The organism is Enterobacter sp. PI-10 (assembly GCF_027947695.1).
Taxonomy (GTDB): Bacteria; Pseudomonadota; Gammaproteobacteria; order Enterobacterales; family Enterobacteriaceae; genus Enterobacter; species Enterobacter vonholyi.
In genome coordinates, this window is the sequence record NZ_JAJNOG010000001.1 from 497,014 (window position 1) to 521,687 (window position 24,674).

The following is a 24,674-nucleotide window of genomic DNA, read 5'->3' on the forward strand; positions in this document are numbered from 1 at the left end:
CGCTGCGCTTACCGGGCCTACGAATGCGAAATTCAGGCCGGGTAAGGCATAGCCGCCACCCGGCTTTTTTCAGGAATACATCGCCGTAATCGACGCGCTCCCCAGGGAATGGAAATGCACGTTAAACCCGACCATTGCGCCGCTCGCGCCTTCATCGACCTCAATCTTCTCCACGTCCAGCGCGTGCACCGTGAAGATATAGCGGTGGGTTTCCCCTTTTGGCGGCGCCGCGCCGCCGTAGCCCGCTTTACCGAAGTCAGTGCGCGTCTGAATGGCACCTTCAGGCAGGGCAACCAGGTCTGAACCCGAACCCTGCGGCAGGACGCGCGTGTCGGCAGGGAGGTTCGCCACGATCCAGTGCCACCATCCGGAACCGGTTGGCGCATCCGGGTCGTAGCAGGTCACGACAAAGCTTTTGGTGCCTGCCGGAATCTCGTCCCACGCCAGGTGCGGGGAGATGTTATCGCCCTGATACCCCATGCCGTTGAAAACGTGCCGTTCCGGGAGTTTTTCGCCGTCGCGCAGATCTTTACTGATGATTTTCATACGGTTTACCCTTGTTGATCGCTCGTTCAGCAAGTGTAATGCATTGGGTTAAATCGTGAAATGCGCGGGAATGTTAACGGCTGTTACAACCGCGTCGGTTAATTTTCGAAGCTGCTCTGGCGTGATGCTGTACGGCGGCATCAGGTAGATAAGCTTGCCGAAAGGCCGCACCCACACGCCCTGGTCCACAAAGAAGCGCTGCAGCGCCGCCATATTCACCGGATGGGTGGTTTCAATCACCCCGATGGCGCCCAGCACGCGCACGTCCGCCACGAAATTCGCGCCCGAGGCGGCGCTCAGCTCCGTTTTCAGCTGCGCCTCAATCGCCGCAACCTGCGTCTGCCACTCGCCGCTCTCCAGAATCGCAAGGCTTTCACTCGCCACGGCACAGGCCAGCGGGTTACCCATAAACGTCGGACCGTGCATAAAGCAGCCCGCTTCACCGTCGCTGATGGTGTCGGCCACCTGGCGGGTCGTGAGCGTGGCGGAGAGCGTCATGGTGCCGCCCGTCAGCGCTTTGCCGAGGCACAGAATATCCGGGGCGATACCCGCATGCTCGCAGGCAAACAGCTTGCCGGTGCGGCCAAAGCCGGTGGCAATCTCATCGGCAATCAGCAGAATGCCCTCGCGGTCGCACATCCTGCGAATACGCCTCAGCCATTCCGGATGGTACATCCGCATTCCGCCCGCGCCTTGCACAATAGGCTCAAGGATCACGGCGGCAATCTCATGACGATGCGCCGCCATCAGCCGCGCGAAGCCGACCATGTCCATCTCGTTCCACTCGCCGTCGAAGCGGCTCTGCGGCGCAGGGGCAAACAGGTTTTCCGGCAGATACCCTTTCCACAGGCTGTGCATGGAGTTCTCCGGATCGCAAACCGACATCGCCCCGAAGGTATCCCCGTGATAGCCGTTGCGGAAGGTGAGGAACCGCTGGCGCGTTTCGCCTCTGGCGTGCCAGTACTGCAGCGCCATTTTCATCGCCACTTCCACCGCCACGGAGCCGGAATCTGCCAGGAAGACGCACTCCAGCGAGTCAGGCGTCATCGCTACCAGACGGCGGCATAAATCCACCGCGGGCTGATGGGTGATCCCGCCAAACATCACGTGCGACATCTGGTCAATCTGGGCCTTCATCGCCGCATTCAGGCGCGGGTGGTTGTACCCGTGAATCGCCGCCCACCACGAAGACATGCCGTCAACGAGCCGCTCGCCGCTGGCGAGGTGCAGCTCGCAGCCGTGGGCGGAGGCTACCGGATAGACGGGAAGGGGGCGGGTCGTGGAGGTGTAAGGGTGCCAGATATGCTGCTTGTCGAAGGCGAGATCGTCCTGGGTCATAATCGACTTGTAAACCATTTTGAAAAGTTTTAGGTTTACGAGTATAAACCGAACCGAAAATTAACAAAACCCTTTGGAGAAGCCCGATGGCTCACCACGCACGCTGGACGATGTCGCAAGTTACTGAATTATTCAACAAACCTTTCCTTGAGCTGATGTTCGAAGCCCAACAGGTGCATCGTCAGCACTTCGATCCCCGCCATGTTCAGGTCAGCACTCTGCTGTCGATCAAGACCGGCGCCTGCCCCGAAGACTGCAAATATTGCCCGCAGAGCGCACGCTACAAAACCGGCCTGGAGTCAGAGCGCCTGATGGAAGTCGAGCAGGTCCTCGACTCCGCGCGCAAGGCGAAAAACGCCGGCTCGACCCGCTTCTGCATGGGCGCGGCGTGGAAGAACCCGCACGATCGCGACATGCCGTATCTGGAGCAGATGGTGAAGGGCGTGAAGGAGATGGGCCTCGAAGCCTGTATGACGCTCGGTACGCTCAACGAGGAGCAGGCGCAGCGCCTCTCGGCAGCGGGGCTGGATTACTACAACCACAACCTCGACACCTCGCCGGAATTTTACGGCAACATCATCACCACGCGTACCTACCAGGAGCGTCTGGATACGCTGGATAAAGTGCGTGACGCGGGGATTAAGGTCTGCTCCGGCGGCATCGTGGGCTTAGGCGAAACCGTGAAAGACCGCGCGGGCCTGCTGCTGCAGCTGGCGAACCTGCCGACCCCGCCGGAAAGCGTGCCGATCAACATGCTGGTGAAGGTCAAGGGCACGCCGCTGGCGGATAACGAGGACGTGGATGCGTTTGATTTTATCCGCACCATCGCGGTGGCGCGCATCATGATGCCAACGTCTTACGTTCGCCTCTCAGCGGGTCGCGAGCAGATGAACGAGCAGACCCAGGCCATGTGCTTTATGGCCGGAGCCAACTCCATCTTCTACGGCTGCAAGCTGCTGACCACGCCGAACCCGGAAGAGGATAAAGACGTTCAGCTGTTCCGCAAGCTGGGGCTGAACCCGCATCAGACCGAGGTGCTGACGGGCGATAACGAGCAACAGCAGCAGCTGGAGCAGCAGATTTTCAACGCCGACACCGAACAGTTCTACAACGCGGCAGCCGTATGACCTGGCAGGCACGTATCAACTCTGCGCTCGACGACCGTCGGGCGGCAGAGGCATTTCGCGTTCGCAGGGTGGTGGAAAACGGCGCGGGCCGTTTTCTTACCCGTGAAGGCCAGCGGTTCTGCAATTTCTCCAGCAACGACTATCTCGGGCTGAGCCAGCATCCGGCCATCATCCGCGCCTGGCAGAAGGGCGCTGAGCGGTTTGGCGTGGGCAGCGGCGGATCGGGGCACGTCAGCGGGTACACCACGGCGCATCATGCGCTGGAAGAGGAGCTTGCCGACTGGCTCGGCTACCCGCGCGCGCTGCTGTTTATCTCCGGCTTTGCCGCCAACCAGGCGGTCATTACGGCCCTGATGGGGAAGGACGATCGCATTGTTGCCGATCGCTTAAGCCATGCGTCCCTGCTGGAGGCGGCAAATTTAAGCCCGGCTCAGCTGCGGCGTTTTGTCCATAACGATGCGGGACAGCTCGCAGCGCTGCTGGATAAACCCTGCGAAGGACAACAGCTGGCTGTCACCGAAGGAGTGTTCAGCATGGACGGCGACAGCGCGCCGCTTGCCGCGCTGCACGAGGCCGCAAAGCGACAGAATGCCTGGCTGCTGGTGGACGATGCCCACGGCACCGGCGTGATGGGCGACGAAGGGCGCGGAAGCGCGTATCAGCAAAACGTGAAGCCTGAACTGCTGATTGTCACCTTTGGCAAGGGCTTTGGCGTTAGCGGCGCCGCCGTGCTGTGCAGCGAATCCGTCGCCGACTATCTGCTGCAGTTTGCCCGACACCTGATCTACAGCACCAGCATGCCCCCGGCGCAGGCCGTGGCGCTGTCTGCGTCGCTGGCGGTGATCCGCAGCGCAGAAGGGGATGAACGTCGCCAGCAGCTGGCAGAGCATGTTGCCCGCTTCCGTCAGGGGTTAGCGGCGCTGCCTTTCCGCAGTCCCGATTCGCAGAGCGCTATCCAGCCGGTGATTGTCGGCGAAAACGGCCGCGCGCTGGCGCTGGCACATGCGTTGCGCCTGCGCGGCATGTGGGTCACCGCCATCCGACCGCCAACCGTCCCACCGGGCACGGCGCGTCTGCGCTTAACCCTGACGGCGGCGCATGAACGACAGGATATTGAGACGTTGCTGGAGGCGCTCCATGATGCCGGTGAATAAGCAGGCCATCGCGGCGGCATTTGGCCGCGCCGCGCAGAGCTATTCGCAGCATGATGAGCTGCAGCGTCTGAGCGCGCAGGGGCTTCTGGCCGCGCTTGGCGAGAACCGTTTTCCACTGGTGCTGGACGCCGGCTGTGGTCCCGGCAGCAACAGCCGCTACTGGCGCGGGGCGGGAAGCCAGGTGACGGCTATCGATCTCTCAGCCCAGATGCTTGAAGAGGCGCGCCAGCAGCAGGCGGCGCATCGCTATCTGCTGGCCGATATCGAGGCGATCCCGCTGGCGGACGCGCAGTTTGATCTGGTCTGGAGCCATCTGGCGGTTCAGTGGTGCAGCAGCCTGCCGCAGGCCTTGCGCGAGCTTTATCGCGTCGCGCGACCGGGCGGGAAGGTGGCGTTTACCACCCTGCTGGAAAGTTCGCTGCCGGAGCTGAATCAGGCCTGGCAGGCAGTCGATGAACAGCCGCACGCTAACCGGTTTTTATCGCATGAGCAGGTGACGCAGGCGCTGGCAGGCTGGCGCGCTCGCAGCGTAGTGCAGACCATCACGCTCAATTTTAGCGATGCGTTCAGCGCCATGCGTTCGCTGAAGGGCATAGGCGCCACGCACCTGCATACCGGACGCGAGAAAAAACCGCTCACCCGCGGTCAGCTGCAGCGCCTTGAGCTGGCCTGGCCGCAGCAGCGGGGTCAATTCCCGCTCTCCTATCAACTTTTTCATGGGATTATCGAACGTGACTGAACGTTATTTTGTCACCGGCACGGACACAGAAGTGGGTAAAACGGTGGCCAGCTCGGCGCTGCTGCAGGCGGCACGGATGCTCGGGAAAAACACCGCCGGATATAAGCCAGTGGCGTCCGGCAGCGAGATGACGGCGGAAGGGTTACGCAACACCGACGCGCTGGCGCTCCAGCGTAACAGCACCCTTGAACTCGCCTATTCCGCGGTGAATCCGTACACCTTTGCCGAGCCGACCTCGCCGCACATTATCAGCGCCGATGAAGGTCGTCCTATTGATTTCGCCGTGCTGTCCGCCGGATTGCGGACGCTGGAAAATCAGGCCGACTGGGTGCTGGTGGAAGGGGCTGGCGGCTGGTTTACGCCGCTTTCGGACACGCAGACGTTTGCCGACTGGGTGAAGTCCGAGCAGCTTCCGGTCATTCTGGTCGTCGGCGTCAAGCTGGGATGCATCAATCACGCCATGTTGACCGCGCAGGCCGTACAGCAGGCCGGACTGCGTCTGGCGGGCTGGATAGCCAACGACGTGGTTGCGCCGGGTAAACGCCATCAGGAGTATCTGGCGACGCTCAGGCGCGTCCTTCCCGCGCCGTGCCTCGGGGAAATCCCCTGGCTTGCTGACGGCGCGGAAAATGCCGAAACCGGGCGTTATCTCGATCTCAGCGTCTTGCTTCCCGCGACATCCAGTGAGCAATAAGCTCGTCATCCAGTTCGTTAACGTGGCCCTGCGCCACGTTACGCCCGCGATAGAGCATACAGAAACGGTCAGCCACCCGGCGGATAAACGACAACTGCTGCTCCGCTAACAGCACCGTCATACCTAACTCCCGATTTAAGCGCACCAGCAGCTGCCCCAGCTTCTGGGCGAAGCTGTGTCCTGCGCCGTGCAGGGGCTCATCGAGGATCAGCAGGGGAGGACGGTTCACCAGCGCATTAGCCAGCGCCAGCTGATACTGGTCGTCCGGAGAGAGCGTGTTGGCACGGGTCTGTCGCACCCCATAGAGCGCCGGAAACAGGTCGTAAACGTCATTTTTTGCGTTCGGGTTAGGTTTCCCCGTCGCGCGCATGGCGATATGCAGGTTCTCCTCAATCGTTAGCTGGGAGAAGATCCGCCTGTCCTGCGAGACATAGCCAATTTCCGGGCCGGAACGCTGTTCTGGCGGCGGGTTTAGCAAATCACGCGGCGGCGCGCCCGCCTCATACCAGATGATGCTGCCGCTTTCGACAGGCACCTTCCCGGCGATGCAATTCATTAGGGTGGTTTTACCCATGCCCGGCAGGCCAACGACGCCTGTACACATCCCTTGCGGAAAATCTAAATCCACATTCCATAGCGTATGTTGACTTCCGTAAAACTGATTCACAGCACGCAGACTCAACATCTTTCTCTCCTTAAAAATGTGTGTAGGTGAGGCTCGCTGTTGATTCTGCAAAACCCCTGCCATAAAGCGGAAAGTGATTAAAAAAGCGACTTTTTTAGGAATAAGTCACCGGAAAGCGGTTTATAAAAAACCGGATTGCACATTGACGGTGCCGCCGGTGATGAGTTGTGGTGCAGAACCCGAAATGATGAAAATGTGAGCAAGATCCCATCGGTTGGTTATGAATGACGCAACTGTTAATCAGCAAAAAATAGCTATAAAAATTTTTTGTCGCCGTCTCGTGGGAAAATCCGGGAATTTGCAGAGCGCCAGTCTGTATGGGCTGGAAGCAGTTATCCACTATTCCTGTGGATAACCATGTGCATTAGAGTTAGAAAACACGCGATAAGCGAGAGAAGACGCGGCTTTCGCCCAAATTGACGCGAAACGCGGCTTTAGAAAATATCGTTTATTTTTTAATTGCTTAGATAAAAGCAATTCCCGTCATGAAAGTGTCACCGGTTGCCATAAAACTATCATTACCTGGCTTGACAAATGTTAAAAAAGAAAAAGTTCTGGGGATAACCTGACCTGACTGGTGTTTTATGTTGCCACTGTCCAAATTTTGGCCGCTATCGCGCTAATCATTCAGGCGCTATGCTAAATATCCTGACATGCTACTGGTTTTTCATCCAGTGTTTTTTACTGGCATTCCTGGCAACAAGGAGTAAAATTACACACCTGCCGCTTATAACGTCATCAGGTTGTCGCCCATGAGTAAACCGTTCAAATTGAATTCTGCTTTCCGTCCATCAGGCGATCAGCCTGAGGCGATCCGTCGTCTGGAAGAGGGGCTGGAAGATGGGCTGGCGCACCAGACGCTGCTGGGGGTAACCGGCTCGGGTAAAACGTTCACCATCGCCAACGTGATTGCGGATCTCCAGCGCCCAACGATGGTGCTGGCACCCAATAAAACCCTGGCGGCGCAGCTATACGGCGAAATGAAAGAGTTCTTCCCGGAAAACGCGGTGGAGTATTTCGTCTCCTACTACGATTACTACCAGCCTGAAGCCTATGTGCCGAGCTCTGACACCTTCATTGAGAAAGATGCCTCGGTGAACGAACACATCGAGCAGATGCGACTGTCGGCCACTAAGGCGCTTCTTGAGCGTCGTGATGTGGTCGTCGTCGCCTCGGTTTCCGCGATCTACGGTCTGGGCGATCCGGATCTCTATCTCAAGATGATGCTGCACCTGACGCAGGGGATGATCATCGACCAGCGTGCGATTTTGCGTCGTCTGGCGGAGCTGCAGTACACCCGCAACGATCAGGCCTTCCAGCGCGGCACCTTCCGCGTGCGCGGCGAAGTGATCGACATCTTCCCGGCAGAATCGGACGATATGGCGCTGCGCGTCGAGCTGTTTGACGAGGAGGTCGAGCGCCTGTCGCTCTTCGACCCGCTGACCGGACACGTTGAGTCAGTGATCCAGCGCTTCACCATCTACCCGAAAACGCACTACGTGACGCCGCGCGAGCGTATTGTGCAGGCGATGGAAGAGATCAAAGTGGAGCTGGCGGAACGCCGTAAGGTTCTGCTGGCGAACAATAAGCTGCTCGAAGAGCAGCGCCTGAGCCAGCGTACCCAGTTTGATCTTGAGATGATGAACGAGCTGGGCTACTGCTCCGGCATCGAAAACTACTCGCGCTTCCTCTCCGGGCGCGGGCCCGGCGAGCCGCCGCCGACGCTGTTTGATTACCTTCCGGCCGACGGTTTGCTGGTGATCGACGAATCCCACGTCACGATCCCGCAGATCGGCGGGATGTACCGCGGTGACCGGGCGCGTAAAGAGACGCTGGTGGAGTACGGTTTCCGCCTGCCGTCAGCGCTGGATAACCGTCCGATGAAGTTTGAAGAATTTGAGGCGCTGGCGCCGCAAACCATCTACGTCTCGGCCACGCCGGGCAACTACGAGCTGGAAAAATCCGGCGATGAGGTGGTGGACCAGGTGGTGCGTCCGACTGGATTGCTGGACCCGATTATCGAGGTGCGTCCGGTGGCAACGCAGGTGGACGACCTGCTCTCTGAGATCCGCGCCCGTTCCGCCATTAACGAGCGCGTGCTGGTGACCACGCTCACCAAGCGTATGGCGGAAGACCTCACCGAGTATCTCGAAGAGCACGGCGAGAAGGTGCGTTATCTTCACTCGGATATCGATACCGTGGAGCGCATGGAGATCATCCGCGATCTGCGTCTGGGCGAGTTTGACGTGCTGGTAGGGATCAACCTGCTGCGAGAAGGTCTGGATATGCCGGAGGTCTCGCTGGTGGCGATTCTGGACGCGGATAAAGAGGGCTTCCTGCGTTCCGAGCGTTCGCTGATTCAGACCATTGGCCGCGCCGCGCGTAACGTCAACGGTAAAGCGATTCTGTACGGTGACAAAATTACCCCGTCGATGGCGAAAGCGATTGGCGAGACGGAACGCCGCCGCGAGAAACAGCAGCGCTACAACGAAGAACACGGCATTACGCCGCAGGGGCTGAACAAGAAGGTGGTGGATATTCTGGCGCTGGGTCAGAACATTGCCAAAACCAAAGCGAAAGGACGCGGCAAGGCGCGTTCAGTGGTGGAAGAAGATACCGTCGTGCTGACGCCGAAAGCGCTGCAGCAGAAAATCCACGAGCTGGAAGGGCAGATGATGCAGCACGCGCAGAACCTGGAGTTCGAAGAGGCGGCGCAGATCCGCGACCAGCTTCATCAGCTGCGGGATCTGTTTATCGCGGCATCATAGGTTAGTTTTGCCCGGTGGCGCTGCGCTTACCGGGCCTGCGGGATTCGCGCCTTTTGTCGCCCCGCTAAGTGCAGCGCCACCGGGATTTTTTGTCAGCCCAGCGCCTGAATCGCCTTCTCCAGCGCCTCGCGCAGCAGATGGCGGTCGTGGCGATACTTGATGTCTGAGGCCTCCAGCGGCTCCTGAATCACCACACGATCGCCGATGCCGGACACATCCACCTTTGGCCCAACCACCACGCCGTCAATGATCTTCTTACCGACGTAATGCTCCATCAAGCTGAGTTTATCCGCCAGCGACAGGCTTGCGGCTGCCGGACTCAGCTCACGGCCTAAATTGCCGATGTAAACCATCGGGGCAGGAGTGCGGCGCAGCGCCTGTGCCAGCTCTTTCACCAGCAGAATGGGCATCAGGCTGGTGTAAAAACTGCCCGGACCGATCAGGATAAGATCCGCTTCCCCGATGGCCTCCACCGCTTCTCGCGTGGCGGGCACGCTCGGATAGGTCATCAGCTCCGCTGGCGGCAGGAGGAGCTGGTCGATATTCACCTCGCCGTAAACTTCATGCCCTTCGGCGTCGATTGCCATTAAGTCAACCGGTTGTTCAGACATGGGGATCAGGAATGCGTCCACCTTCAGCAGATTACGGATCAAGTTAATGGCTTCCAGAGGCCGTACGCTCAGGTGATCCAATGCCTTTAACATCAGATTTCCAAGGTTATGCCCGGAAAGTTCGCCATTGCCGCCAAAACGGTACTCAAACATCGCCGATGCGACGCTCGGCTCGGTAATTAACTGGTTCAGGCAGTTGCGCATATCTCCCCAGGCAATGCCGCCTTCGGCACGACGAATGCGCCCGGTTGAGCCGCCGTTATCGGTGGTAGTCACTATCCCTGTCAGCCTTGAGCCGAGTGACGATAAAGAGGACATAACCCGGCCTAAGCCGTGTCCTCCGCCAAGAGCGACCACTCGGTCAAGATCCGCAAAAGTGCGATTGCGCATACGTATTCCTTATCACGTTCGATCGCGTAACAGTAACCTAACTACCCCTAAAAGACGATGCCTCACCCGAAGCAAAATGACGTATATCAATGTGAAAATGCGGTTTTTAGGTATTCTGTAGCGAAAATGCAGGATTGATTCGCTATATACGTAATTATATAGCGAAAAGCGACAATGGCGCCGTGAGAATTTCCGCGCTACTATCGCCCTAACCACGTTTTCAAAAATGAAAACATACACTCTAGCCCTTGCGCCTGTGTCGAAAGATATGGCGCTCTGGCCGTGGCGAATTTGCCACCAGGGTACAGAAAGAAATGACTGTGCCTCCCGATCTGGAAAGGTGTACATGGCTTCACAACTTACTGATGCTTTCGCGCGTAAGTTTTATTACTTACGTCTGTCGATTACCGATGTGTGCAACTTCCGTTGCACCTACTGCCTGCCCGACGGCTACAAACCGGGCAGCGTTACCAATAACGGCTTTCTCTCCGTGGATGAAGTGCGCCGCGTCACGCGCGCCTTCTCTGAGCTCGGCACCGAAAAAGTTCGCCTTACCGGCGGTGAACCCTCGCTGCGCCGCGATTTCCCCGACATCATTGCCGCCGTGCGTGAAAACGAACGTATCCGCCAGATTGCGGTGACCACCAACGGTTACCGTATGGCGCGCGACGTGGCCACCTGGCGCGATGCGGGCTTAACCGCCATTAACGTCAGCGTGGACAGTCTGGATGCCCGCCAGTTCCACGCCATTACCGGCCAGGATAAATTCCAGCAGGTCATGGACGGTATCGATGCGGCATTTGCGGCCGGCTTCGAAAAAGTCAAAGTCAACACGGTGCTGATGCGTGATGTGAACCATCACCAGCTCGATACCTTCCTGGCGTGGATCAAAACCCGCCCCATTCAGCTGCGTTTTATTGAGCTGATGGAAACCGGCGAGGGCAGCGAGCTGTTTCGCCGCCATCACATCTCCGGCATGGTGCTGCGCGACGAGCTGCTGAAACGCGGCTGGATCCACCAGATCCGCCAGCGCAGCGACGGTCCGGCGCAGGTCTTCTGCCATCCTGATTACGAAGGCGAAATTGGGCTTATCATGCCTTACGAAAAAGACTTCTGTGCCAGCTGCAACCGCCTGCGCGTCTCCTCCGTGGGCAAGCTCCATCTCTGCCTGTTCGGCGACGGCGGCGTGGACCTTCGCGATCTGCTGGAAGACGATGCTCAGCAGGACGCGCTTGAAGCACGCATTTCTGAAGCGCTGACGCATAAAAAACAGACCCACTTCCTGCATCAGGGCAATACCGGTATTACTCAGAACCTGTCCTACATCGGCGGGTAATCAGGCTTAAGAAGGAATCAGAAGATGAGTCAGGTAAGCGCAGAATTTATCCCGACACGTATTGCTATTCTTACCGTTTCCGACCGCCGTGGCGAAGAGGATGATACCTCCGGCCACTGGCTGCGCGATGCGGCCCATGACGCAGGACATAACATCGTCGATAAAGCGATCGTGAAGGAGAACCGCTACGCCATTCGCGCGCAGGTCTCTCAGTGGATCGCCAGCGATGAAGTTCAGGTGGTGCTGATCAATGGCGGCACCGGCTTTACCGCAGGCGATCAGACCCCCGAAGCGCTAATCCCGCTGTTCGACCGCGAGGTGGAAGGCTTCGGCGAAGTGTTCCGCATGCTCTCCTTTGAAGAGATTGGTACCTCCACGCTTCAGTCGCGCGCCGTGGCGGGCGTGGCTAACAAAACCCTGATTTTCGCCATGCCGGGCTCGACCAAAGCCTGCCGCACCGCGTGGGAAAACATCATCGCTCCGCAGCTGGATGCCCGTACCCGTCCGTGTAATTTCCATCCCCATTTAAAGAAATAAGCTATGTCACAACTGACCCACATTAACGCCGCCGGTGAAGCGCATATGGTGGATGTTTCCGCCAAAGCGGAAACGGTGCGCGAGGCGCGCGCGGAAGCGTTCGTCACTATGCTGCCAGAAACCCTGGCGATGATTCTCGACGGCAGTCACCACAAGGGTGATGTCTTTGCGACCGCGCGCATCGCCGGTATTCAGGCCGCGAAACGCACATGGGACTTAATTCCGCTGTGCCATCCGCTGATGCTGAGCAAGGTGGAAGTGAACCTGCAGGCGCAGCCGGAGCATAATCGCGTGCGCATTGAGTCACTCTGCCGCTTAACCGGCAAAACCGGTGTGGAGATGGAGGCGCTGACGGCGGCCTCCGTTGCCGCGCTGACCATCTACGACATGTGCAAAGCGGTGCAGAAAGATATGGTGATTGGCCCGGTGCGTCTGCTGGCGAAAAGCGGCGGCAAATCCGGTGATTTTAAGGTGGACAGCCATGATTAAGGTGCTCTTTTTTGCGCAGGTGCGCGAGCTGGTGAATACCGATAGCCTGACGCTGGATGCGTCTTTTGATAACGTCGCTGCCCTGCGCGCGCATCTGGCGGCACAAAGCGACCGCTGGGCGCTGGCGCTCGACGAAGGCAAGCTGCTGGCCGCCGTTAACCAGACGCTGGTGGAATTCACCCATCCGCTGAACGCAGGGGATGAAGTGGCCTTCTTCCCGCCGGTGACAGGGGGCTAAGATGGCTGAAACCCGAATTCTGGTGAGTCATGAGCGTTTTAACGTAGGGACCGAATACGGCTGGCTGGCGGAACGCGATGAAGACGGCGCGGTCGTGACCTTTACCGGCAAGGTGCGCAACCATAACCTCGGCGACAGCGTGAAGGCCCTGACGCTGGAACACTATCCGGGGATGACGGAAAAATCGCTGGCGGAGATTGTCGACGAAGCGCGAGGCCGCTGGCCGCTCGGGCGCGTCACGGTTATTCACCGCATCGGCGAGATGTGGCCCGGCGAGGAGATTGTCTTCGTTGGCGTGACCAGCGCCCACCGCGGCAGCGCGTTTGCGGCAGGGGAGTTCATTATGGATTTCCTCAAAACCAAAGCCCCGTTCTGGAAGCGCGAAGCCACGCCGGAAGGGGATCGCTGGGTAGAATCTCGCGACAGCGATAAGCAGGCCGCCAGCCGTTGGTAGTTGGTTTACGTGGATGTGTTACTCTTAACGAGTGTGTCTACTTAATCTTAATCAGGAGTGAATCATGGACCGATTTCCGCGTTCCGATTCAATAGTACAGCAGACCCGTAGCGGCCTGCAGACGTATATGGCTCAGGTGTATGGCTGGATGACGGTTGGCCTGCTGCTTACCGCGTTTATCGCGTGGTATGCAGCGAACACGCCGGAGCTGATGATGTTTATCTTCTCCAGCAAAATCACCTTCTTTGGGCTGATTATCGCGCAGTTGGCGCTGGTGTTTGTGCTTTCTGGTCTGGTGCACAAGCTGAGTGCCGGCATGGCAACGACCCTGTTTATGCTCTATTCGGCGCTAACGGGCCTGACGCTTTCCAGCATTTTCATCGTTTACACCTACTCCTCCATCGCCAGCACCTTCGTGGTGACCGGCGGGATGTTTGGTGCGATGAGCCTGTACGGTTACACCACGAAGCGCGATCTGAGCGGCTTCGGCAGCATGCTGTTTATGGGGCTGATCGGGATTGTGCTGGCGTCGCTGGTGAACCTGTGGCTGAAGAGCGAAGCGCTGATGTGGGCTGTGACCTATATCGGGGTGGTGCTCTTCGTGGGGTTAACGGCCTATGACACCCAGAAGCTGAAAAACATCGGTGAGCAGATCGACGTGCGCGACAGTTCCAACCTGCGCAAATACTCGATTCTGGGCGCGCTGACGCTGTATCTGGACTTCATCAACCTGTTCCTGATGCTGCTGCGAATTCTTGGCAACCGTCGTTAAGATTGCTTTGCCGGGTGGCGGTGCTGTCTGGTGCCCTCACCCTGACCTTCTCCCACGGGAGAGGGAACAAACACTAAAAACGGCAACAAGGTTGCCGTTTTGCTTTTATTTCGCCAGCGCCTTCTCATTCTTCGCCCGTAACTTCTTCGCCCGGCTCTCCAGAACCAGATAGCAGACCGTTGCCAGCGCCAGCGGCAGGAAGTAATACAGCATGCGGTACGCCAGCAGGGCCGCAATAATCGTTCCCTGAGAGACATGCTCCCCGGCCAGCAGGGCAATAAATACCGCTTCCAGCACGCCGATCCCCGCCGGAATATGCACAATCACCCCGGCAATGCTGCTCACCAGCAGCACGCCCAGCACGAAGAAGTAGTTCACGTCCTCGCCGATTAGCAGCCAGATAATGGCCCCCATCGCCATCCAGTTGGCGCTGGAGACCGCCATCTGCAGCACCGCAAACTTCCACGAGGGCAGCACCAGCTTTTGCCCCTTGATGGTCATATGGCGGCGTCTGGCAAACGCGCAGGCCCATAGATACACGGCGATGATCAGCAGCAGTACGATGCCCAGAATGCGCAGCGTGGCCTCATCGATATACCAGTGCGCGGGCAGCTGCACCACGCCGATGGTGAAGATCACCCCGCCGAGCAGAATATAGCCCAGCCAGTTGGTGGTGATGCTTAACGAGAAAATGCGCGTGATGGTCCCGCCCGGCAGGCCGAGCCGCGAGTAAAGGCGATAGCGCATGCCAATCCCCCCAACCCAGGTGCTCAGCGTCAGGTTAAAGGCGTAGCAGATAATCGACACCAGCATCACCTGACGTTTGGCCAGCTTGTGGCCGCAGTAGGCGCGACCCAGAAGGTCATAGCAGCCGTACATCAGGTAGCTCACAATGACCAACCCTGCAGCGCCCAGCAGCACCATCCGGTTATAGTTGCGGATAACCTTCCACACCTCTTCCCAGTCAACTTTCTGCGCGTAGACCACCAGCAGAACCGCGACCGCAATAAAAAACAGCCATGTCAGGATCTTTTTTGCCAGCCGCCAGCGTGGATGCGATTTCGACATCAGGGTTTGCCTCCATCTTCCGCTTCTATGCGGTCCTGGGTTTCCATTTCGGGTTGTACCGGCGGGTCCACCTGCGCCAGCTTAGGCGTATGCGCCGGCAGCCAGCCGACCATCGCCGGGAAATGCCGCAGGAAGTGGAACACCACCACGCTGATGCCCAGGTTCCACCAGGTGCGTTTGGGAACCATGGACTCATCCACACGCACGCAGTCATTGACGATTAGCGCCTGCAGGTTATCCCGCAGGGTCTGATTAAACTGACGATCGTGAATGATCAGGTTGGCTTCAAGATTCAGCGACAGGCTCAGCGGATCGAGGTTACTGGAGCCCACGGTGGCCCAGTGATCGTCCATCAGCGCGACTTTGCCGTGCAGCGGCCGACGGCGGTATTCGTAGATCTGTACGCCGCCCTTCACGAGATAGTTATAAAGCAGCCGCGCCCCGACTTTGACGATCGGCATATCCGGTTCGCCCTGCACAATCAGCTTCACGCGTACCCCGCGCCGGGCCGCATTGCGCATGGCGTGCAGCAGGCGATAGCCCGGGAAAAAGTAGGCGTTAGCAATAATCACTTCGCGCTTCGCGTTGGCGAGCATCTTGAGATAATGACGTTCGATATCGTCCCGGTGCTCGCCGTTATCCCGCCAGACGAAAAGGGCCTGCGCTTCGCCTGGCTTCCGGTTCTCTTCCGGGCGATGACGTCGTCGCCACCAGCGGCGAACGGCCTCTTTCCCCGGCAGGTTCTCCAGCTCAAACAGCAAAATGTCCTGCACCACCGGGCCTTCAATGCGAATGGCGTAATCCTGCTTCGCTTCCGGACCGTAGTCGGACATATGCTCCGCGGAGTAGTTAATGCCGCCAACAAACGCCACCGTCTCATCCACCACCACAATTTTGCGGTGCATCCTGCGGAAAAGGTTGGTCCGCATGCCGAAAAGGCGAGGGCCGGGATCGTAGTAGCGGAACACCACCCCCGCGGTGGTCAGTTCGTTGACGAACGCATCGCTGAGGTCCGGCGAGCCATAGCCATCCAGCAGCACTTCAATTTTGACGCCGCGCTGGGCGGCGCGCAGCAGCACGCTGTGCAGCTGCTTGCCGACGTTGTCTTCGAACCAGATAAAGGTTTCGAGGATCACCTTCTGCTGGGCATTATCAATCGCCTTAAACACGGCCGGGTAATACTCGTCCCCGTTGACCAGCAGCGTGATCCGGTTGCCTTCCTGCCAGGAACATTTCATAGGTGGATCTCCGCGCTGAGCGGGGCATGGTCGGAAAGATGCCGCCAGTTAAGGAGCGCCAGGGCGGTTGGGCTGCTGGCGTGGGCATTTTTCACATAGATGCGGTCAAGCCGCAGCAGCGGGAAACGGACCGGGAACGTGCGCGCAGGCCTGCCGTTCGCCCGGGTGAAGATCTCCTCCAGTCCGGCCTCCACCATCAGGGGGTGGTTTGCCCGCTGGCGCCAGTCGTTGAAATCGCCTGCCACGACAACAGGTTCACCGTCAGGCAGCGCGTTGGCCCATTCGGCCAGCATTTTCAGCTGCGCCTGACGATGGGCTTCGCGCAGGCCCAGGTGAACGCAGCCGACATGGATGGGCAGCTCAAGGTCGGGAGGCGTAATGCGGCAGTAGAGCAGGCCGCGTTTTTCGCTCTCCCCGACGGAAACGTCGCGGTTTTCATAATGTTCAATGGGATAACGCGACAGCACCGCGTTGCCGTGATGCCCTTCCGGATAGACCGCGTTGCGGCCGTAGGCGTAATCACTCCACATGGTGTCGGCCAGAAACTCATAGTGCGGCGTGTCGGGCCAGTTCTCAAAGTGAAGCGGATGCACTTCATGTGCGCCCATCACCTCCTGCAGGCAGACAATATCCGCGCTGACGGTGCGCACCGCGTCGCGCAGCTCCGGTAAAATGAAGCGGCGATTAAATGCTGTGAAGCCCTTATGAATGTTTATCGTCAGCACCTTAAGCGAGAAATGCTGCATTTTTTTCGTCATAAGCTCCTTCCTGAGTGACTATCCCAATGAAAATAAAGTGTAGTCGGCGTCACAAAAAGATGCGGCGTTACGGAATTTTCCGTAAAGTGCGGTAGTCTGATTAAGCAGAGAAAAATCCTTCAGGAGAGAAGCCATGAAGTGGCAACAACGTGTTCGTGTCGCAACTGGCCTTAGTTGCTGGCAGATAATGTTGCATTTACTGGTCGTGGCCGTACTGGTGATGGGCTGGATGAGCGGCACGCTGGTGCGCGTTGGCCTGGGGCTATGCGTCCTTTACGGCGTCACCGTGCTGTCGATGCTGTTCTTACAGCGCCACCACGAAGCGCGCTGGCGCGAGGTGGGTGACGTGCTCGAAGAGCTCACCACCACCTGGTACTTTGGTGCGGCGATGATTGTTCTGTGGCTGCTGTCACGCGTGCTGCAAAACAACCTGCTGCTGGCCCTGGCGGGTCTGGCTATCCTCGCAGGGCCTGCGGTGGTCTCGTTGCTGACCAAAGAGAAAAAGCTACGCGATGTTGCGTCTAAACATCGCGTACGCCACTGAGCCCGTCGTGGCCGCTATGACCAGTAGCGGCCACAAACTTCCCCAGACGATATCCAGACTCGCATCCTTCAGATAGATTTGCTTGGTGATGTCCGTAAAGTGTCGAATCGGATTTACCCACGTCAGATCCTGTAGCCATACCGGCATGTTCTCGACGGGAGAAACATAGCCCGAGAGCAAAATCGCGGGCATCATAAAGACGAATACCCCGATAAACGCCTGCTGCTGCGTCGAGCAGAGCGCCGAGATCAGCAGCCCAAACCCCACCAGCGACAGCCCGTAAATCACCATCGTGAAGTAAAACAGCGCCAGCGAACCGGCGAACGGGATCTCATAGGCCCAAATACCGACTCCCAGCACGATGGTGGCCTGGAACGTCGCGACGATCAGCGCCGGCACCGCTTTGCCGACGAAAATTTGCCAGGTGGCGAGCGGGGAGACCAGCAGCTGATCCAGCGTGCCCTGTTCACGCTCGCGGGCGACGGAGAGAGAGGTCACAATCATCACCCCGATGGTGGTGATCATGGCGATTAGCGACGGCACCACGAACCACTTGTAGTCCAGATTCGGGTTATACCAGTTACGCACCACCAGCTCGCTGTTGTTGGGCTTCGGTTTGCCGTCCATCAGCTCCTGCTGGTAATCCTTCACCACCTGCTGCAGATAGTTGGCGGCTATCTGGGCGCTGTTGGAGTTACGCCCGTCGAGGATCAGCTGCATCGGCGCGGTCTGGAAGGTATCCAGATTACGGGAAAAATCCGCCGGGAACCGCACCAGCAGCAGCGCTTTTTGCGTGTCGATCGTGGGCTGGATCTCCTGCGGGCTTTTCAGCAGCAGGATGTGGGTAAAGGCTTTCGCACGCGCAAAGCGCTGCGTTAGCTCGACGGAGTGTTTGCCGTTGTCTTCGTTGTAAATGGCAATGGTGGCGTTGGTCACCTCCAGCGTGGCAGCAAACGGGAACAGTAATACCTGGATCAGCACCGGCAAGACCAGAATGGCGCGGGTTTGCGGCTCGCGCAGCAGGGATTGCAGCTCTTTGCGTATTAACGTCCATAAACGGTGAAACATGCGCGCTCCTTAATCTAACCGCCGTTTGGTTTTCATCCACGTCAAACCGATAAACATCACCGCCGACGCCATTAAAAACAGCGTGTTGATAATCAGCACTACCGGAATATTCCCCGCCAGGAACAGGCTTTGCAGCGTGCTCACGAAGTAGCGCGCCGGGATAATGTAGGTCACGGCGCGGATGACGGCAGGCATACTGTCTATCTGGAAGATAAACCCTGAGAGCATTATTGACGGCAGAAAAGCGGCGTTCAGCGCCACCTGCGCGGCGTTAAACTGGTTGCGGGTGATGGTGGAGATGAGTAACCCCATGCCAAGCGTGCTGAGTAAAAACAGGCTGGTGATAAAGAACAGCACGACCAGCGAGCCGCGATACGGCACGCCGAGGATAAAGACGGACACCAGCATACAGAGCAGCATCGCCAGCATGCCGAGGAAGTAGTAGGGAATAAGCTTGCACAGCAGCAGCTCGACGCGCGTCACTTCGGTTGAAAGCAGCGCCTCCATGGTGCCGCGCTCCCACTCGCGGGCGATCACCAGCGAGGTTAGGATCGCGCCAATCACCGTCATGATAATCGTCACCGCGCCCGGAATAATAAAGTGCTGGCTGATGGCTGCGGGGTTAAACCAGTAGCGGGTCTGTACGTCGATCAGCGGTTTAAATTCTTCACCCCGATCTTCCGCCCGCTGCATTTGCCACAGCTGCCAGATCCCCTCCGCGTAGCCCTGCACGAAGTTCGCGGTGTTTGGCTCGCTGCCGTCGGTAATCACCTGGATCGGCGCATCGGTATTTGCCCGCGCCATATTGGCGGCAAAATTCACCGGAATGACGATCAGACCGCGAATCTTCCCGGCCTGCATCTTCTGGATCAGTTCCTGACGATTGTCGCTGATGGTGGCGTCAATGTAGGGCGAACCGGTCATGGCGTGGGTAAAGTCCAGCGCCTCTTTGCTCTGCTGCTCCAGCAAAATCCCGACCCGCAGCTTGCTGGAATCCAGGTTAATGCCGTAGCCAAAGATAAACAGCAGCAGCAGGGGGATCACTACCGCAATCAGCCAGCTGCTGGGGTCACGCACGATCTGCCGCGTCTCTTTAATGCACAGCGCGCGCACCCTGCGCCAGGAAATGGCCTTACTGCGCATGGGCATTCTCCTTATCCCAGTCGTGGATGAGGGTGATAAACGCCTGCTCCATGGTCGGGTCCGGTACCTCATCGTCGGCGGCCTGGTTTTTCAGGTCGTCCGGCGTGCCGTGGGCAATCAGCTTGCCGCGATACACCAGCCCGATGCGGTCGCAGTACTCCGCCTCGTCCATGAAGTGGGTGGTCACCATCACGGTCACGCCTTTTTCCACCATGCTGTTGATATGCAGCCAGAACTCGCGGCGGGTAATGGGATCAACGCCAGACGTGGGTTCATCCAGAAACAGAATATCCGGCTCGTGCATCAGCGAGCAGGCCAGCGCCAGCCGCTGCTTAAAGCCGAGCGGCAGCTCGTCGGTGGCGTGTGAAGCAATGTTCGTTAACCCGAAGGCATCGCTCATGCGGCGGATTTTGTCGTTCTGCGCCCGCCCGCGCAGGCCATACACGCCGGAGAAAAAGCGCAGATTCTGCTCGACCGTCAGGTTGCCATACAGGGAGAATTTCTGCGCCATGTAGCCCAGGTGCTGGCGCGCCTTGCCGGAGCTGACCTTCAGGTCCATATCCAGCACCAGCGCCTTGCCGGACGTCGGCACCAGCAGGCCGCACATCATCTTAAAGGTGGTCGATTTTCCCGCACCGTTCGGCCCGAGCAGGCCAAAAATCTCGCCGCGCTTCACGGCAAAATTCACGTTATCGGTGGCGGCGAAATCCCCGAACTTTTTGGTGAGGGATTTGGCTTCGATCACCGTTTCGCCCGGCGTGCCTTCCACCGTGTGCAGAATCGCCCCAAGCGGCGATTCTGACGTGCCCGCGCCGCCCAGCAGGTCGATAAACGCGTCCTCAAAGCGCGGCGCGGTCTCTTCCATCTCAATCGTCGGCATGCCGGGCGCATGGCGAATATCGTCGATTGTGGCCTCTTTTTTGAGGATCACCCGTACCGAGCGGCCCTGAATCATCCCGTCGCTGACCTGCGTCAGTTTGAGCACCCGCTGCAGCAGCCTGCGGTTGGACTCCTGCGGGCTGTGCAGCAGGAAGCTGCGCCCGGCCATGCTCTGCGTCAGCGTCGTAGGCTCGCCCTGATAAAGCAGTTCGCCTTCGTTCATCAGCAGCACGTCACGGCACTGCTCCGCTTCGTCGAGGTAGGAGGTGCTCCAGAGGATCAGCATCCCGTCACCCGCCAGCTCGTGCACCATCTGCCACAGTTCTCGTCGCGAAATCGGGTCCACGCCGACGCCGGGCTCGTCCAGCAGCAGCACCTTTGGCTCGCCAACCAGCGTGCAGGCCAGCCCCAGCTTCTGCTTCATCCCACCGGAGAGCTTGCCCGCCAGCCGGTCGGTGAACGGGCCGAGGGAGGTAAACTCCAGCAGGCGGGCGAAGGTTTTCTCCCGGGTTTCGCCGGTGACGCTGCGCAGGTCGGCGTACAGGTTCAGGTTTTCCATCACCGTCAGATCTTCATACAGGCCAAACTTCTGCGGCATATAGCCGAGCATGGCGTGGAGCGCGCCGTCATCTTTTATCGGATCCAGGCCCAGCACGCTGGCCGAGCCTTCATCCGGCTTCAGCAGTCCGGCCAGCATCCGCATCAGCGTGGTTTTCCCCGCGCCGTCCGGGCCGACCAGCCCGGTCACATAGCCCTTCTGGATAGTGCAGTTCAGCGGCGCGACAGCCGGTTTGTCCATTCCCGCGAAGCGTTTAACCAGATTGTTGAGCTGAATAACCGCGTCATTCATGTCGTTCCCCGTTGCCTACTTTTACGGTGACGGGCATGCCCTGGCGCAGCGCGTCGTCCGCATCGGTCACGATGATGCGCAGGCGATACACCAGGTCGGTACGCAGGTCCGGTGTTTCAACGGTTTTCGGCGTGAATTCGGCGGTAGGGGAGACAAAGCCCACTTTGCCGTGATACGGCTTGTCCGGGCGACCGTCGGTATAGAGCAGCAGCTCGCGGCCCGGCTGCATCTGGCCGAGATTCGGTTCATCAATGTAGGCGCGCACCCAGACCGGGCGGGTCAGGGAGAGCGTTAAGACGGTGCTGCCCGCGCTGAGCATGCTGCCGGGCTCCACGGCGCGGGTCATCAGCGTACCGTCAGACGGTGCGATTAAGGTGGTGTCGTGCAGATCGAGCTCTGCCTGCGCCAGCTGCGCTTGCGCCTGTTCAAGGCTGGCTTTCGCCTGGGCGATATCCTGCGGGCGGTTACCGGTGTGGTACTGGCTTAACTTATCCTGCGCGGATTTTAGCGTTGCCTGCGCCTGGTCGCGGGACGAACGCGCATTTTCCAGATCGTTGGCGGAAATGGTGCGGCTTTTCCACAGCCCCTGCTGGCGCGCGTAGAAGTTCTGCGCGTAGTCATAGGCGGCCTGCGCCTGCTTAACGGCGGCGGCGGCCTGGGCAATCTCTTCGTCGCGATAGCCGGCCAGCATCAGGTCATACTGTGCCTGGGCGACGGACACGCCTGCTTTGGCCTGCAGCAGCGCATTCTCATAGGGCGCTTTGTCCAGCATCCCCAGCGTCTGCCCGCTTTTAATGGCATCGCCTTCGTCCACGCTCAGCGAGGCGAGACGACCGCCTACGCGGAAGCTCATGTTCACCGTGCGAATATCCACGTTACCGTACAGCGTCAGGCCTTTATCCTGATGGCCTAGATACCACAGCCATCCACCGACGCCTGCGGCAAGCAAAACAACGACCACCAGAACGATGGCGACAGGTTTTTTCATGACTTCGGGCTCCTTTGCGTTAAGCCTTGCAGGATCAGATCGAGATGACAGGCGATGACCTGGCTAATCTGCGCGGCTTTATCCTCATCAAATTGTGTCCAGCCGGTGCGTAACAGGATGGTTTCCCTGCCCAGACGGAAGGCCAGAATTTCACCCAGCAGGGCGTGGGTATGCAAAATTGTCTCGGTATCACTGGCGTCCCGCCCGGTATAGGCGGCGATCAGCCGGGTCAGGTGGGTATGCATCGGAGCAATGACCCGATCGTGTACCCGCTGGTAGGCGGCAGTGGGGGAGAGCTGCTCGCGGGAGATAAACTTGCTCAGGTTGAGCGTATCGTCGTGCGTCAGCAGGCGGATCATGTTGTTACAGGCATTGAGGATCAGCTGGCGGATGGCCTCGCGATCGGGCGACGGCTGGCCGAGCAGCGCGGTGGCCTCCTCGACGTGTGGGTGAAACTGCGTGCCGATAAAATCGGCGATCCACTCGGCGCAGGCGAGATATAAATCCTCTTTTGAGCCAAAATAGTAGGTAATCGCCGCAATGTTCTGCCCGGCCAGCGCGGCGATATCGCGCGTGGTTGCATGCAGGCCGTACTCACCAAACTGCGCCAGCGCGGCGGCGATAAGCTGGTTTTTGGCCTGTTCACCTTTGGTTGTTGTGGGTGTCGTATTCATGGCGGCATTAAGAATTAATCAATCGATTGATTAAGATTATGCCTGATTCCCGCTAACGTCGAGGGAATGCGGAGGGATATTTTATGCGCCACGTCACAAAAGCTGCTACACTCCGCTCCTTCGCGACATTGTGGTTTTTGTCCTCTCAATTGTTATATCTCCCTGAAAACTACACCTGTGATGGTCGGGGCGGTTCGGAGTTTTTATGTCTTTTGATTCCCTTGGCCTGAACCCGGAAATTCTGCGCGCGATCGCAGAGCAGGGCTACGTTGAGCCAACCCCAATCCAGCAGCAGGCGATCCCCGCCGTTCTTCAGGGACGTGACCTGATGGCCAGCGCCCAGACCGGCACCGGTAAAACCGCGGGCTTTACCCTGCCGCTGTTAGAGCTGCTGGTAAAAAATCAGCCGCACGCCAAAGGCCGTCGTCCGGTTCGTGCCCTGATCCTCACCCCAACCCGCGAGCTGGCCGCGCAGATTGGCGAGAACGTGCGTGACTATAGCCGCTATCTCAACATTCGCTCGCTGGTGGTTTTCGGTGGCGTCAGCATCAACCCGCAGATGATGAAGCTGCGCGGCGGCGTGGACGTGCTGATAGCAACGCCGGGCCGTCTGCTTGACCTCGAACACCAGAACGCGGTGAAGCTCGATAGCATTGAAATTCTGGTGCTGGACGAAGCCGACCGCATGCTCGACATGGGCTTCATCCATGATATTCGTCGCGTGCTGGCCAAGCTGCCTGCGCGTCGTCAGAACCTGCTCTTCTCTGCGACCTTCTCCGACGAGATCAAGGCGCTGGCGGAAAAGCTGCTGCATAACCCGCTGGAAGTGGAAGTGGCGCGCCGCAACACCGCCTCCGAGCAGGTGACGCAGCACGTTCACTTTGTGGATAAAAAGCGCAAGCGGGAACTGCTCTCCCAGATGATAGGCCAGGGTAACTGGCAGCAGGTGCTGGTCTTTACCCGCACCAAGCACGGTGCCAATCACCTGGCTGAACAGCTGAACAAAGACGGCATCCGCAGTGCGGCGATCCACGGTAACAAAAGCCAGGGCGCGCGGACCCGTGCGCTGGCGGACTTCAAGTCCGGCGACATCCGCGTGCTGGTGGCCACCGACATCGCTGCCCGTGGCCTCGACATTGAAGAGCTGCCGCACGTGGTGAACTACGAGCTGCCAAACGTGCCGGAAGATTACGTGCACCGTATCGGCCGTACCGGCCGTGCGGCGGCCACCGGTGAAGCGCTCTCTCTGGTTTGCGTGGACGAGCACAAGCTGCTGCGTGACATCGAACGCCTGCTGAAGAAAGAGATCCCGCGCATCGAAACCCCGGGCTATGAAGTGGACCCGTCAATCAAAGCCGAGCCGATTCAGAACGGTCGTCAGGGCGGTCGCGGTCAGGGCGGCGGCGGTCGCGGCCAGCAGCCGCGTCGTGCCGAAGGTGGCGCGCCGAAGTCATCCGGCAAACCGCCGCGTCGTAGCAACGACGGCAAACCGGCCGGCGAAAACCCGTGGCGCAGCGGCGAAGGCAAGCCGGCAGGGGAAGGGCAGCGTCGACGCCGCCCGCGTAAACCTGCTAACCCGCAGTAAT

25 protein-coding genes and 1 riboswitch are annotated in these 24,674 nt (G+C 58.9%); of the genes, 13 read left to right on the forward strand and 12 right to left on the reverse strand.

The window, feature by feature from the left end; all coding sequences use genetic code 11:
* Positions 1-69: 69 nt before the first annotated feature.
* The gene (locus LRM19_RS02470) at positions 70-546 is read right to left on the reverse strand and encodes a kinase inhibitor (RefSeq protein WP_271367213.1); all 477 of its coding nucleotides are present in this window, start codon (positions 544-546) and stop codon (positions 70-72) included.
* 48 nt (positions 547-594) lie between these two features.
* The gene (bioA, locus tag LRM19_RS02475; protein ID WP_442876240.1) at positions 595-1,884 is read right to left on the reverse strand and encodes an adenosylmethionine--8-amino-7-oxononanoate transaminase; all 1,290 of its coding nucleotides are present in this window, start codon (positions 1,882-1,884) and stop codon (positions 595-597) included.
* An 86-nt stretch (positions 1,885-1,970) separates the two neighbouring features.
* Between bioA and bioB the strand changes: the two genes are divergently transcribed.
* Genes bioB through bioD form a run of 4 tightly spaced genes read left to right on the forward strand, consistent with a single transcriptional unit; the run spans position 1,971 to position 5,598 of the window.
* Complete coding sequence (bioB, locus tag LRM19_RS02480; protein ID WP_115874533.1) at positions 1,971-3,011, forward strand: biotin synthase BioB; 1,041 nt, start codon at positions 1,971-1,973, stop codon at positions 3,009-3,011.
* Entirely contained in the window at positions 3,008-4,165 is a 1,158-nt protein-coding gene (bioF, locus tag LRM19_RS02485; protein WP_271367216.1) for an 8-amino-7-oxononanoate synthase, read from the forward strand. Before bioB ends, bioF begins: the two co-directional genes overlap by 4 nt.
* Positions 4,149-4,904, forward strand: coding sequence for a malonyl-ACP O-methyltransferase BioC (gene bioC / locus LRM19_RS02490; protein ID WP_271367217.1), 756 nt, complete (start codon positions 4,149-4,151; stop codon positions 4,902-4,904). Before bioF ends, bioC begins: the two co-directional genes overlap by 17 nt.
* Entirely contained in the window at positions 4,897-5,598 is a 702-nt protein-coding gene (gene bioD, locus LRM19_RS02495; RefSeq protein ID WP_271367218.1) for a dethiobiotin synthase, read from the forward strand. The genes bioC and bioD overlap by 8 nt, the downstream gene beginning before the upstream one ends.
* Here the strand turns inward: bioD and LRM19_RS02500 are convergent.
* Positions 5,561-6,283: an ABC transporter ATP-binding protein gene (locus LRM19_RS02500; RefSeq protein ID WP_111963815.1), complete on the reverse strand. Its 723-nt coding sequence runs from the start codon at positions 6,281-6,283 to the stop codon at positions 5,561-5,563. The two genes, bioD and LRM19_RS02500, sit on opposite strands and share 38 nt — an antisense overlap.
* Before the next feature lie 752 nt (positions 6,284-7,035).
* Between LRM19_RS02500 and uvrB the strand changes: the two genes are divergently transcribed.
* Complete coding sequence (gene uvrB / locus LRM19_RS02505) at positions 7,036-9,051, forward strand: excinuclease ABC subunit UvrB (RefSeq protein WP_008501138.1); 2,016 nt, start codon at positions 7,036-7,038, stop codon at positions 9,049-9,051.
* A gap of 92 nt (positions 9,052-9,143) precedes the next feature.
* Here the strand turns inward: uvrB and yvcK are convergent, their stop codons facing one another.
* Positions 9,144-10,052: a uridine diphosphate-N-acetylglucosamine-binding protein YvcK gene (yvcK, locus tag LRM19_RS02510; protein ID WP_127730109.1), complete on the reverse strand. Its 909-nt coding sequence runs from the start codon at positions 10,050-10,052 to the stop codon at positions 9,144-9,146.
* 225 nt (positions 10,053-10,277) lie between these two features.
* A riboswitch (molybdenum cofactor riboswitch) is annotated at positions 10,278-10,411 on the forward strand.
* On the opposite strand from yvcK, the gene moaA reads away from it, so the two are divergent.
* The 6 genes from moaA to LRM19_RS02540 all read left to right on the forward strand — a co-directional run bounded on the left by moaA (position 10,399) and on the right by LRM19_RS02540 (position 13,878).
* On the forward strand, positions 10,399-11,388 hold the full coding sequence (gene moaA, locus LRM19_RS02515) for a GTP 3',8-cyclase MoaA (RefSeq protein WP_133294025.1): 990 nt from the start codon (positions 10,399-10,401) through the stop codon (positions 11,386-11,388). It overlaps the preceding riboswitch by 13 nt.
* 24 nt (positions 11,389-11,412) lie before the next feature.
* Positions 11,413-11,925, forward strand: a complete 513-nt coding sequence (gene moaB, locus LRM19_RS02520; RefSeq protein WP_271367220.1) for a molybdenum cofactor biosynthesis protein B — start codon at positions 11,413-11,415, stop codon at positions 11,923-11,925.
* 3 nt (positions 11,926-11,928) lie between these two features.
* On the forward strand, positions 11,929-12,414 hold the full coding sequence (gene moaC, locus LRM19_RS02525; RefSeq protein WP_127730115.1) for a cyclic pyranopterin monophosphate synthase MoaC: 486 nt from the start codon (positions 11,929-11,931) through the stop codon (positions 12,412-12,414).
* Positions 12,407-12,652: a molybdopterin synthase sulfur carrier subunit gene (gene moaD, locus LRM19_RS02530; protein WP_111963820.1), complete on the forward strand. Its 246-nt coding sequence runs from the start codon at positions 12,407-12,409 to the stop codon at positions 12,650-12,652. Before moaC ends, moaD begins: the two co-directional genes overlap by 8 nt.
* A 1-nt stretch (position 12,653) precedes the next feature.
* On the forward strand, positions 12,654-13,106 hold the full coding sequence (moaE, locus tag LRM19_RS02535) for a molybdopterin synthase catalytic subunit MoaE (protein WP_111963821.1): 453 nt from the start codon (positions 12,654-12,656) through the stop codon (positions 13,104-13,106).
* A gap of 64 nt (positions 13,107-13,170) precedes the next feature.
* The gene (locus LRM19_RS02540) at positions 13,171-13,878 is read left to right on the forward strand and encodes a Bax inhibitor-1/YccA family protein (protein WP_069719576.1); all 708 of its coding nucleotides are present in this window, start codon (positions 13,171-13,173) and stop codon (positions 13,876-13,878) included.
* Between the two features lie 105 nt (positions 13,879-13,983).
* Here the strand turns inward: LRM19_RS02540 and LRM19_RS02545 are convergent, their stop codons facing one another.
* The 3 genes from LRM19_RS02545 to LRM19_RS02555 are packed head-to-tail and all read right to left on the reverse strand — an operon-like array spanning position 13,984 to position 16,942.
* Positions 13,984-14,946: a lysylphosphatidylglycerol synthase domain-containing protein gene (locus LRM19_RS02545; protein WP_136195374.1), complete on the reverse strand. Its 963-nt coding sequence runs from the start codon at positions 14,944-14,946 to the stop codon at positions 13,984-13,986.
* On the reverse strand, positions 14,946-16,184 hold the full coding sequence (gene clsB, locus LRM19_RS02550; protein ID WP_111963823.1) for a cardiolipin synthase ClsB: 1,239 nt from the start codon (positions 16,182-16,184) through the stop codon (positions 14,946-14,948). Before clsB ends, LRM19_RS02545 begins: the two co-directional genes overlap by 1 nt.
* Positions 16,181-16,942, reverse strand: coding sequence for an endonuclease/exonuclease/phosphatase family protein (locus LRM19_RS02555; protein WP_196352140.1), 762 nt, complete (start codon positions 16,940-16,942; stop codon positions 16,181-16,183). Before LRM19_RS02555 ends, clsB begins: the two co-directional genes overlap by 4 nt.
* A gap of 133 nt (positions 16,943-17,075) precedes the next feature.
* Between LRM19_RS02555 and LRM19_RS02560 the strand changes: the two genes are divergently transcribed.
* Positions 17,076-17,486, forward strand: coding sequence for a YbhQ family protein (locus LRM19_RS02560; protein ID WP_023334980.1), 411 nt, complete (start codon positions 17,076-17,078; stop codon positions 17,484-17,486).
* Here the strand turns inward: LRM19_RS02560 and LRM19_RS02565 are convergent.
* From LRM19_RS02565 to cecR, 5 genes are read right to left on the reverse strand one after another with little or no spacing between them, the layout of a single operon-like run.
* On the reverse strand, positions 17,448-18,554 hold the full coding sequence (locus LRM19_RS02565) for an ABC transporter permease (protein WP_149366199.1): 1,107 nt from the start codon (positions 18,552-18,554) through the stop codon (positions 17,448-17,450). The genes LRM19_RS02560 and LRM19_RS02565 overlap by 39 nt on opposite strands.
* A gap of 9 nt (positions 18,555-18,563) precedes the next feature.
* Entirely contained in the window at positions 18,564-19,697 is a 1,134-nt protein-coding gene (locus LRM19_RS02570; RefSeq protein ID WP_115874545.1) for an ABC transporter permease, read from the reverse strand.
* The gene (locus LRM19_RS02575) at positions 19,687-21,426 is read right to left on the reverse strand and encodes an ATP-binding cassette domain-containing protein (RefSeq protein WP_271367222.1); all 1,740 of its coding nucleotides are present in this window, start codon (positions 21,424-21,426) and stop codon (positions 19,687-19,689) included. The genes LRM19_RS02570 and LRM19_RS02575 overlap by 11 nt, the downstream gene beginning before the upstream one ends.
* A complete protein-coding gene (gene hlyD, locus LRM19_RS02580; RefSeq protein ID WP_271367223.1) occupies positions 21,419-22,414 on the reverse strand; it encodes a secretion protein HlyD in 996 nt (331 codons plus the stop codon). The genes LRM19_RS02575 and hlyD overlap by 8 nt, the downstream gene beginning before the upstream one ends.
* Positions 22,411-23,088: a transcriptional regulator CecR gene (cecR, locus tag LRM19_RS02585; RefSeq protein WP_115874548.1), complete on the reverse strand. Its 678-nt coding sequence runs from the start codon at positions 23,086-23,088 to the stop codon at positions 22,411-22,413. Before cecR ends, hlyD begins: the two co-directional genes overlap by 4 nt.
* A 205-nt stretch (positions 23,089-23,293) precedes the next feature.
* Here cecR and rhlE point away from each other — a divergent pair, with 205 nt between their 5' ends.
* Positions 23,294-24,673, forward strand: coding sequence for an ATP-dependent RNA helicase RhlE (gene rhlE, locus LRM19_RS02590; protein ID WP_133294033.1), 1,380 nt, complete (start codon positions 23,294-23,296; stop codon positions 24,671-24,673).
* Position 24,674: the final 1 nt, after the last annotated feature.

Bases quoted from the DNA above. Each gene is read 5' to 3' on its own strand.
- LRM19_RS02470 (WP_271367213.1), bottom strand. From the start codon at position 546: ATGAAAATCATCAGTAAAGATCTGCGCGACGGCGAAAAACTCCCGGAA.
- bioA (WP_442876240.1), bottom strand. From the start codon at position 1,884: ATGACCCAGGACGATCTCGCCTTCGACAAGCAGCATATCTGGCACCCT.
- bioB (WP_115874533.1), top strand. From the start codon at position 1,971: ATGGCTCACCACGCACGCTGGACGATGTCGCAAGTTACTGAATTATTC.
- bioF (WP_271367216.1), top strand. From the start codon at position 3,008: ATGACCTGGCAGGCACGTATCAACTCTGCGCTCGACGACCGTCGGGCG.
- bioC (WP_271367217.1), top strand. From the start codon at position 4,149: ATGATGCCGGTGAATAAGCAGGCCATCGCGGCGGCATTTGGCCGCGCC.
- LRM19_RS02500 (WP_111963815.1), bottom strand. From the start codon at position 6,283: ATGTTGAGTCTGCGTGCTGTGAATCAGTTTTACGGAAGTCAACATACG.
- uvrB (WP_008501138.1), top strand. From the start codon at position 7,036: ATGAGTAAACCGTTCAAATTGAATTCTGCTTTCCGTCCATCAGGCGAT.
- yvcK (WP_127730109.1), bottom strand. From the start codon at position 10,052: ATGCGCAATCGCACTTTTGCGGATCTTGACCGAGTGGTCGCTCTTGGC.
- moaA (WP_133294025.1), top strand. From the start codon at position 10,399: ATGGCTTCACAACTTACTGATGCTTTCGCGCGTAAGTTTTATTACTTA.
- moaB (WP_271367220.1), top strand. From the start codon at position 11,413: ATGAGTCAGGTAAGCGCAGAATTTATCCCGACACGTATTGCTATTCTT.
- moaC (WP_127730115.1), top strand. From the start codon at position 11,929: ATGTCACAACTGACCCACATTAACGCCGCCGGTGAAGCGCATATGGTG.
- moaD (WP_111963820.1), top strand. From the start codon at position 12,407: ATGATTAAGGTGCTCTTTTTTGCGCAGGTGCGCGAGCTGGTGAATACC.
- moaE (WP_111963821.1), top strand. From the start codon at position 12,654: ATGGCTGAAACCCGAATTCTGGTGAGTCATGAGCGTTTTAACGTAGGG.
- LRM19_RS02540 (WP_069719576.1), top strand. From the start codon at position 13,171: ATGGACCGATTTCCGCGTTCCGATTCAATAGTACAGCAGACCCGTAGC.
- LRM19_RS02545 (WP_136195374.1), bottom strand. From the start codon at position 14,946: ATGTCGAAATCGCATCCACGCTGGCGGCTGGCAAAAAAGATCCTGACA.
- clsB (WP_111963823.1), bottom strand. From the start codon at position 16,184: ATGAAATGTTCCTGGCAGGAAGGCAACCGGATCACGCTGCTGGTCAAC.
- LRM19_RS02555 (WP_196352140.1), bottom strand. From the start codon at position 16,942: ATGACGAAAAAAATGCAGCATTTCTCGCTTAAGGTGCTGACGATAAAC.
- LRM19_RS02560 (WP_023334980.1), top strand. From the start codon at position 17,076: ATGAAGTGGCAACAACGTGTTCGTGTCGCAACTGGCCTTAGTTGCTGG.
- LRM19_RS02565 (WP_149366199.1), bottom strand. From the start codon at position 18,554: ATGTTTCACCGTTTATGGACGTTAATACGCAAAGAGCTGCAATCCCTG.
- LRM19_RS02570 (WP_115874545.1), bottom strand. From the start codon at position 19,697: ATGCGCAGTAAGGCCATTTCCTGGCGCAGGGTGCGCGCGCTGTGCATT.
- LRM19_RS02575 (WP_271367222.1), bottom strand. From the start codon at position 21,426: ATGAATGACGCGGTTATTCAGCTCAACAATCTGGTTAAACGCTTCGCG.
- hlyD (WP_271367223.1), bottom strand. From the start codon at position 22,414: ATGAAAAAACCTGTCGCCATCGTTCTGGTGGTCGTTGTTTTGCTTGCC.
- cecR (WP_115874548.1), bottom strand. From the start codon at position 23,088: ATGAATACGACACCCACAACAACCAAAGGTGAACAGGCCAAAAACCAG.
- rhlE (WP_133294033.1), top strand. From the start codon at position 23,294: ATGTCTTTTGATTCCCTTGGCCTGAACCCGGAAATTCTGCGCGCGATC.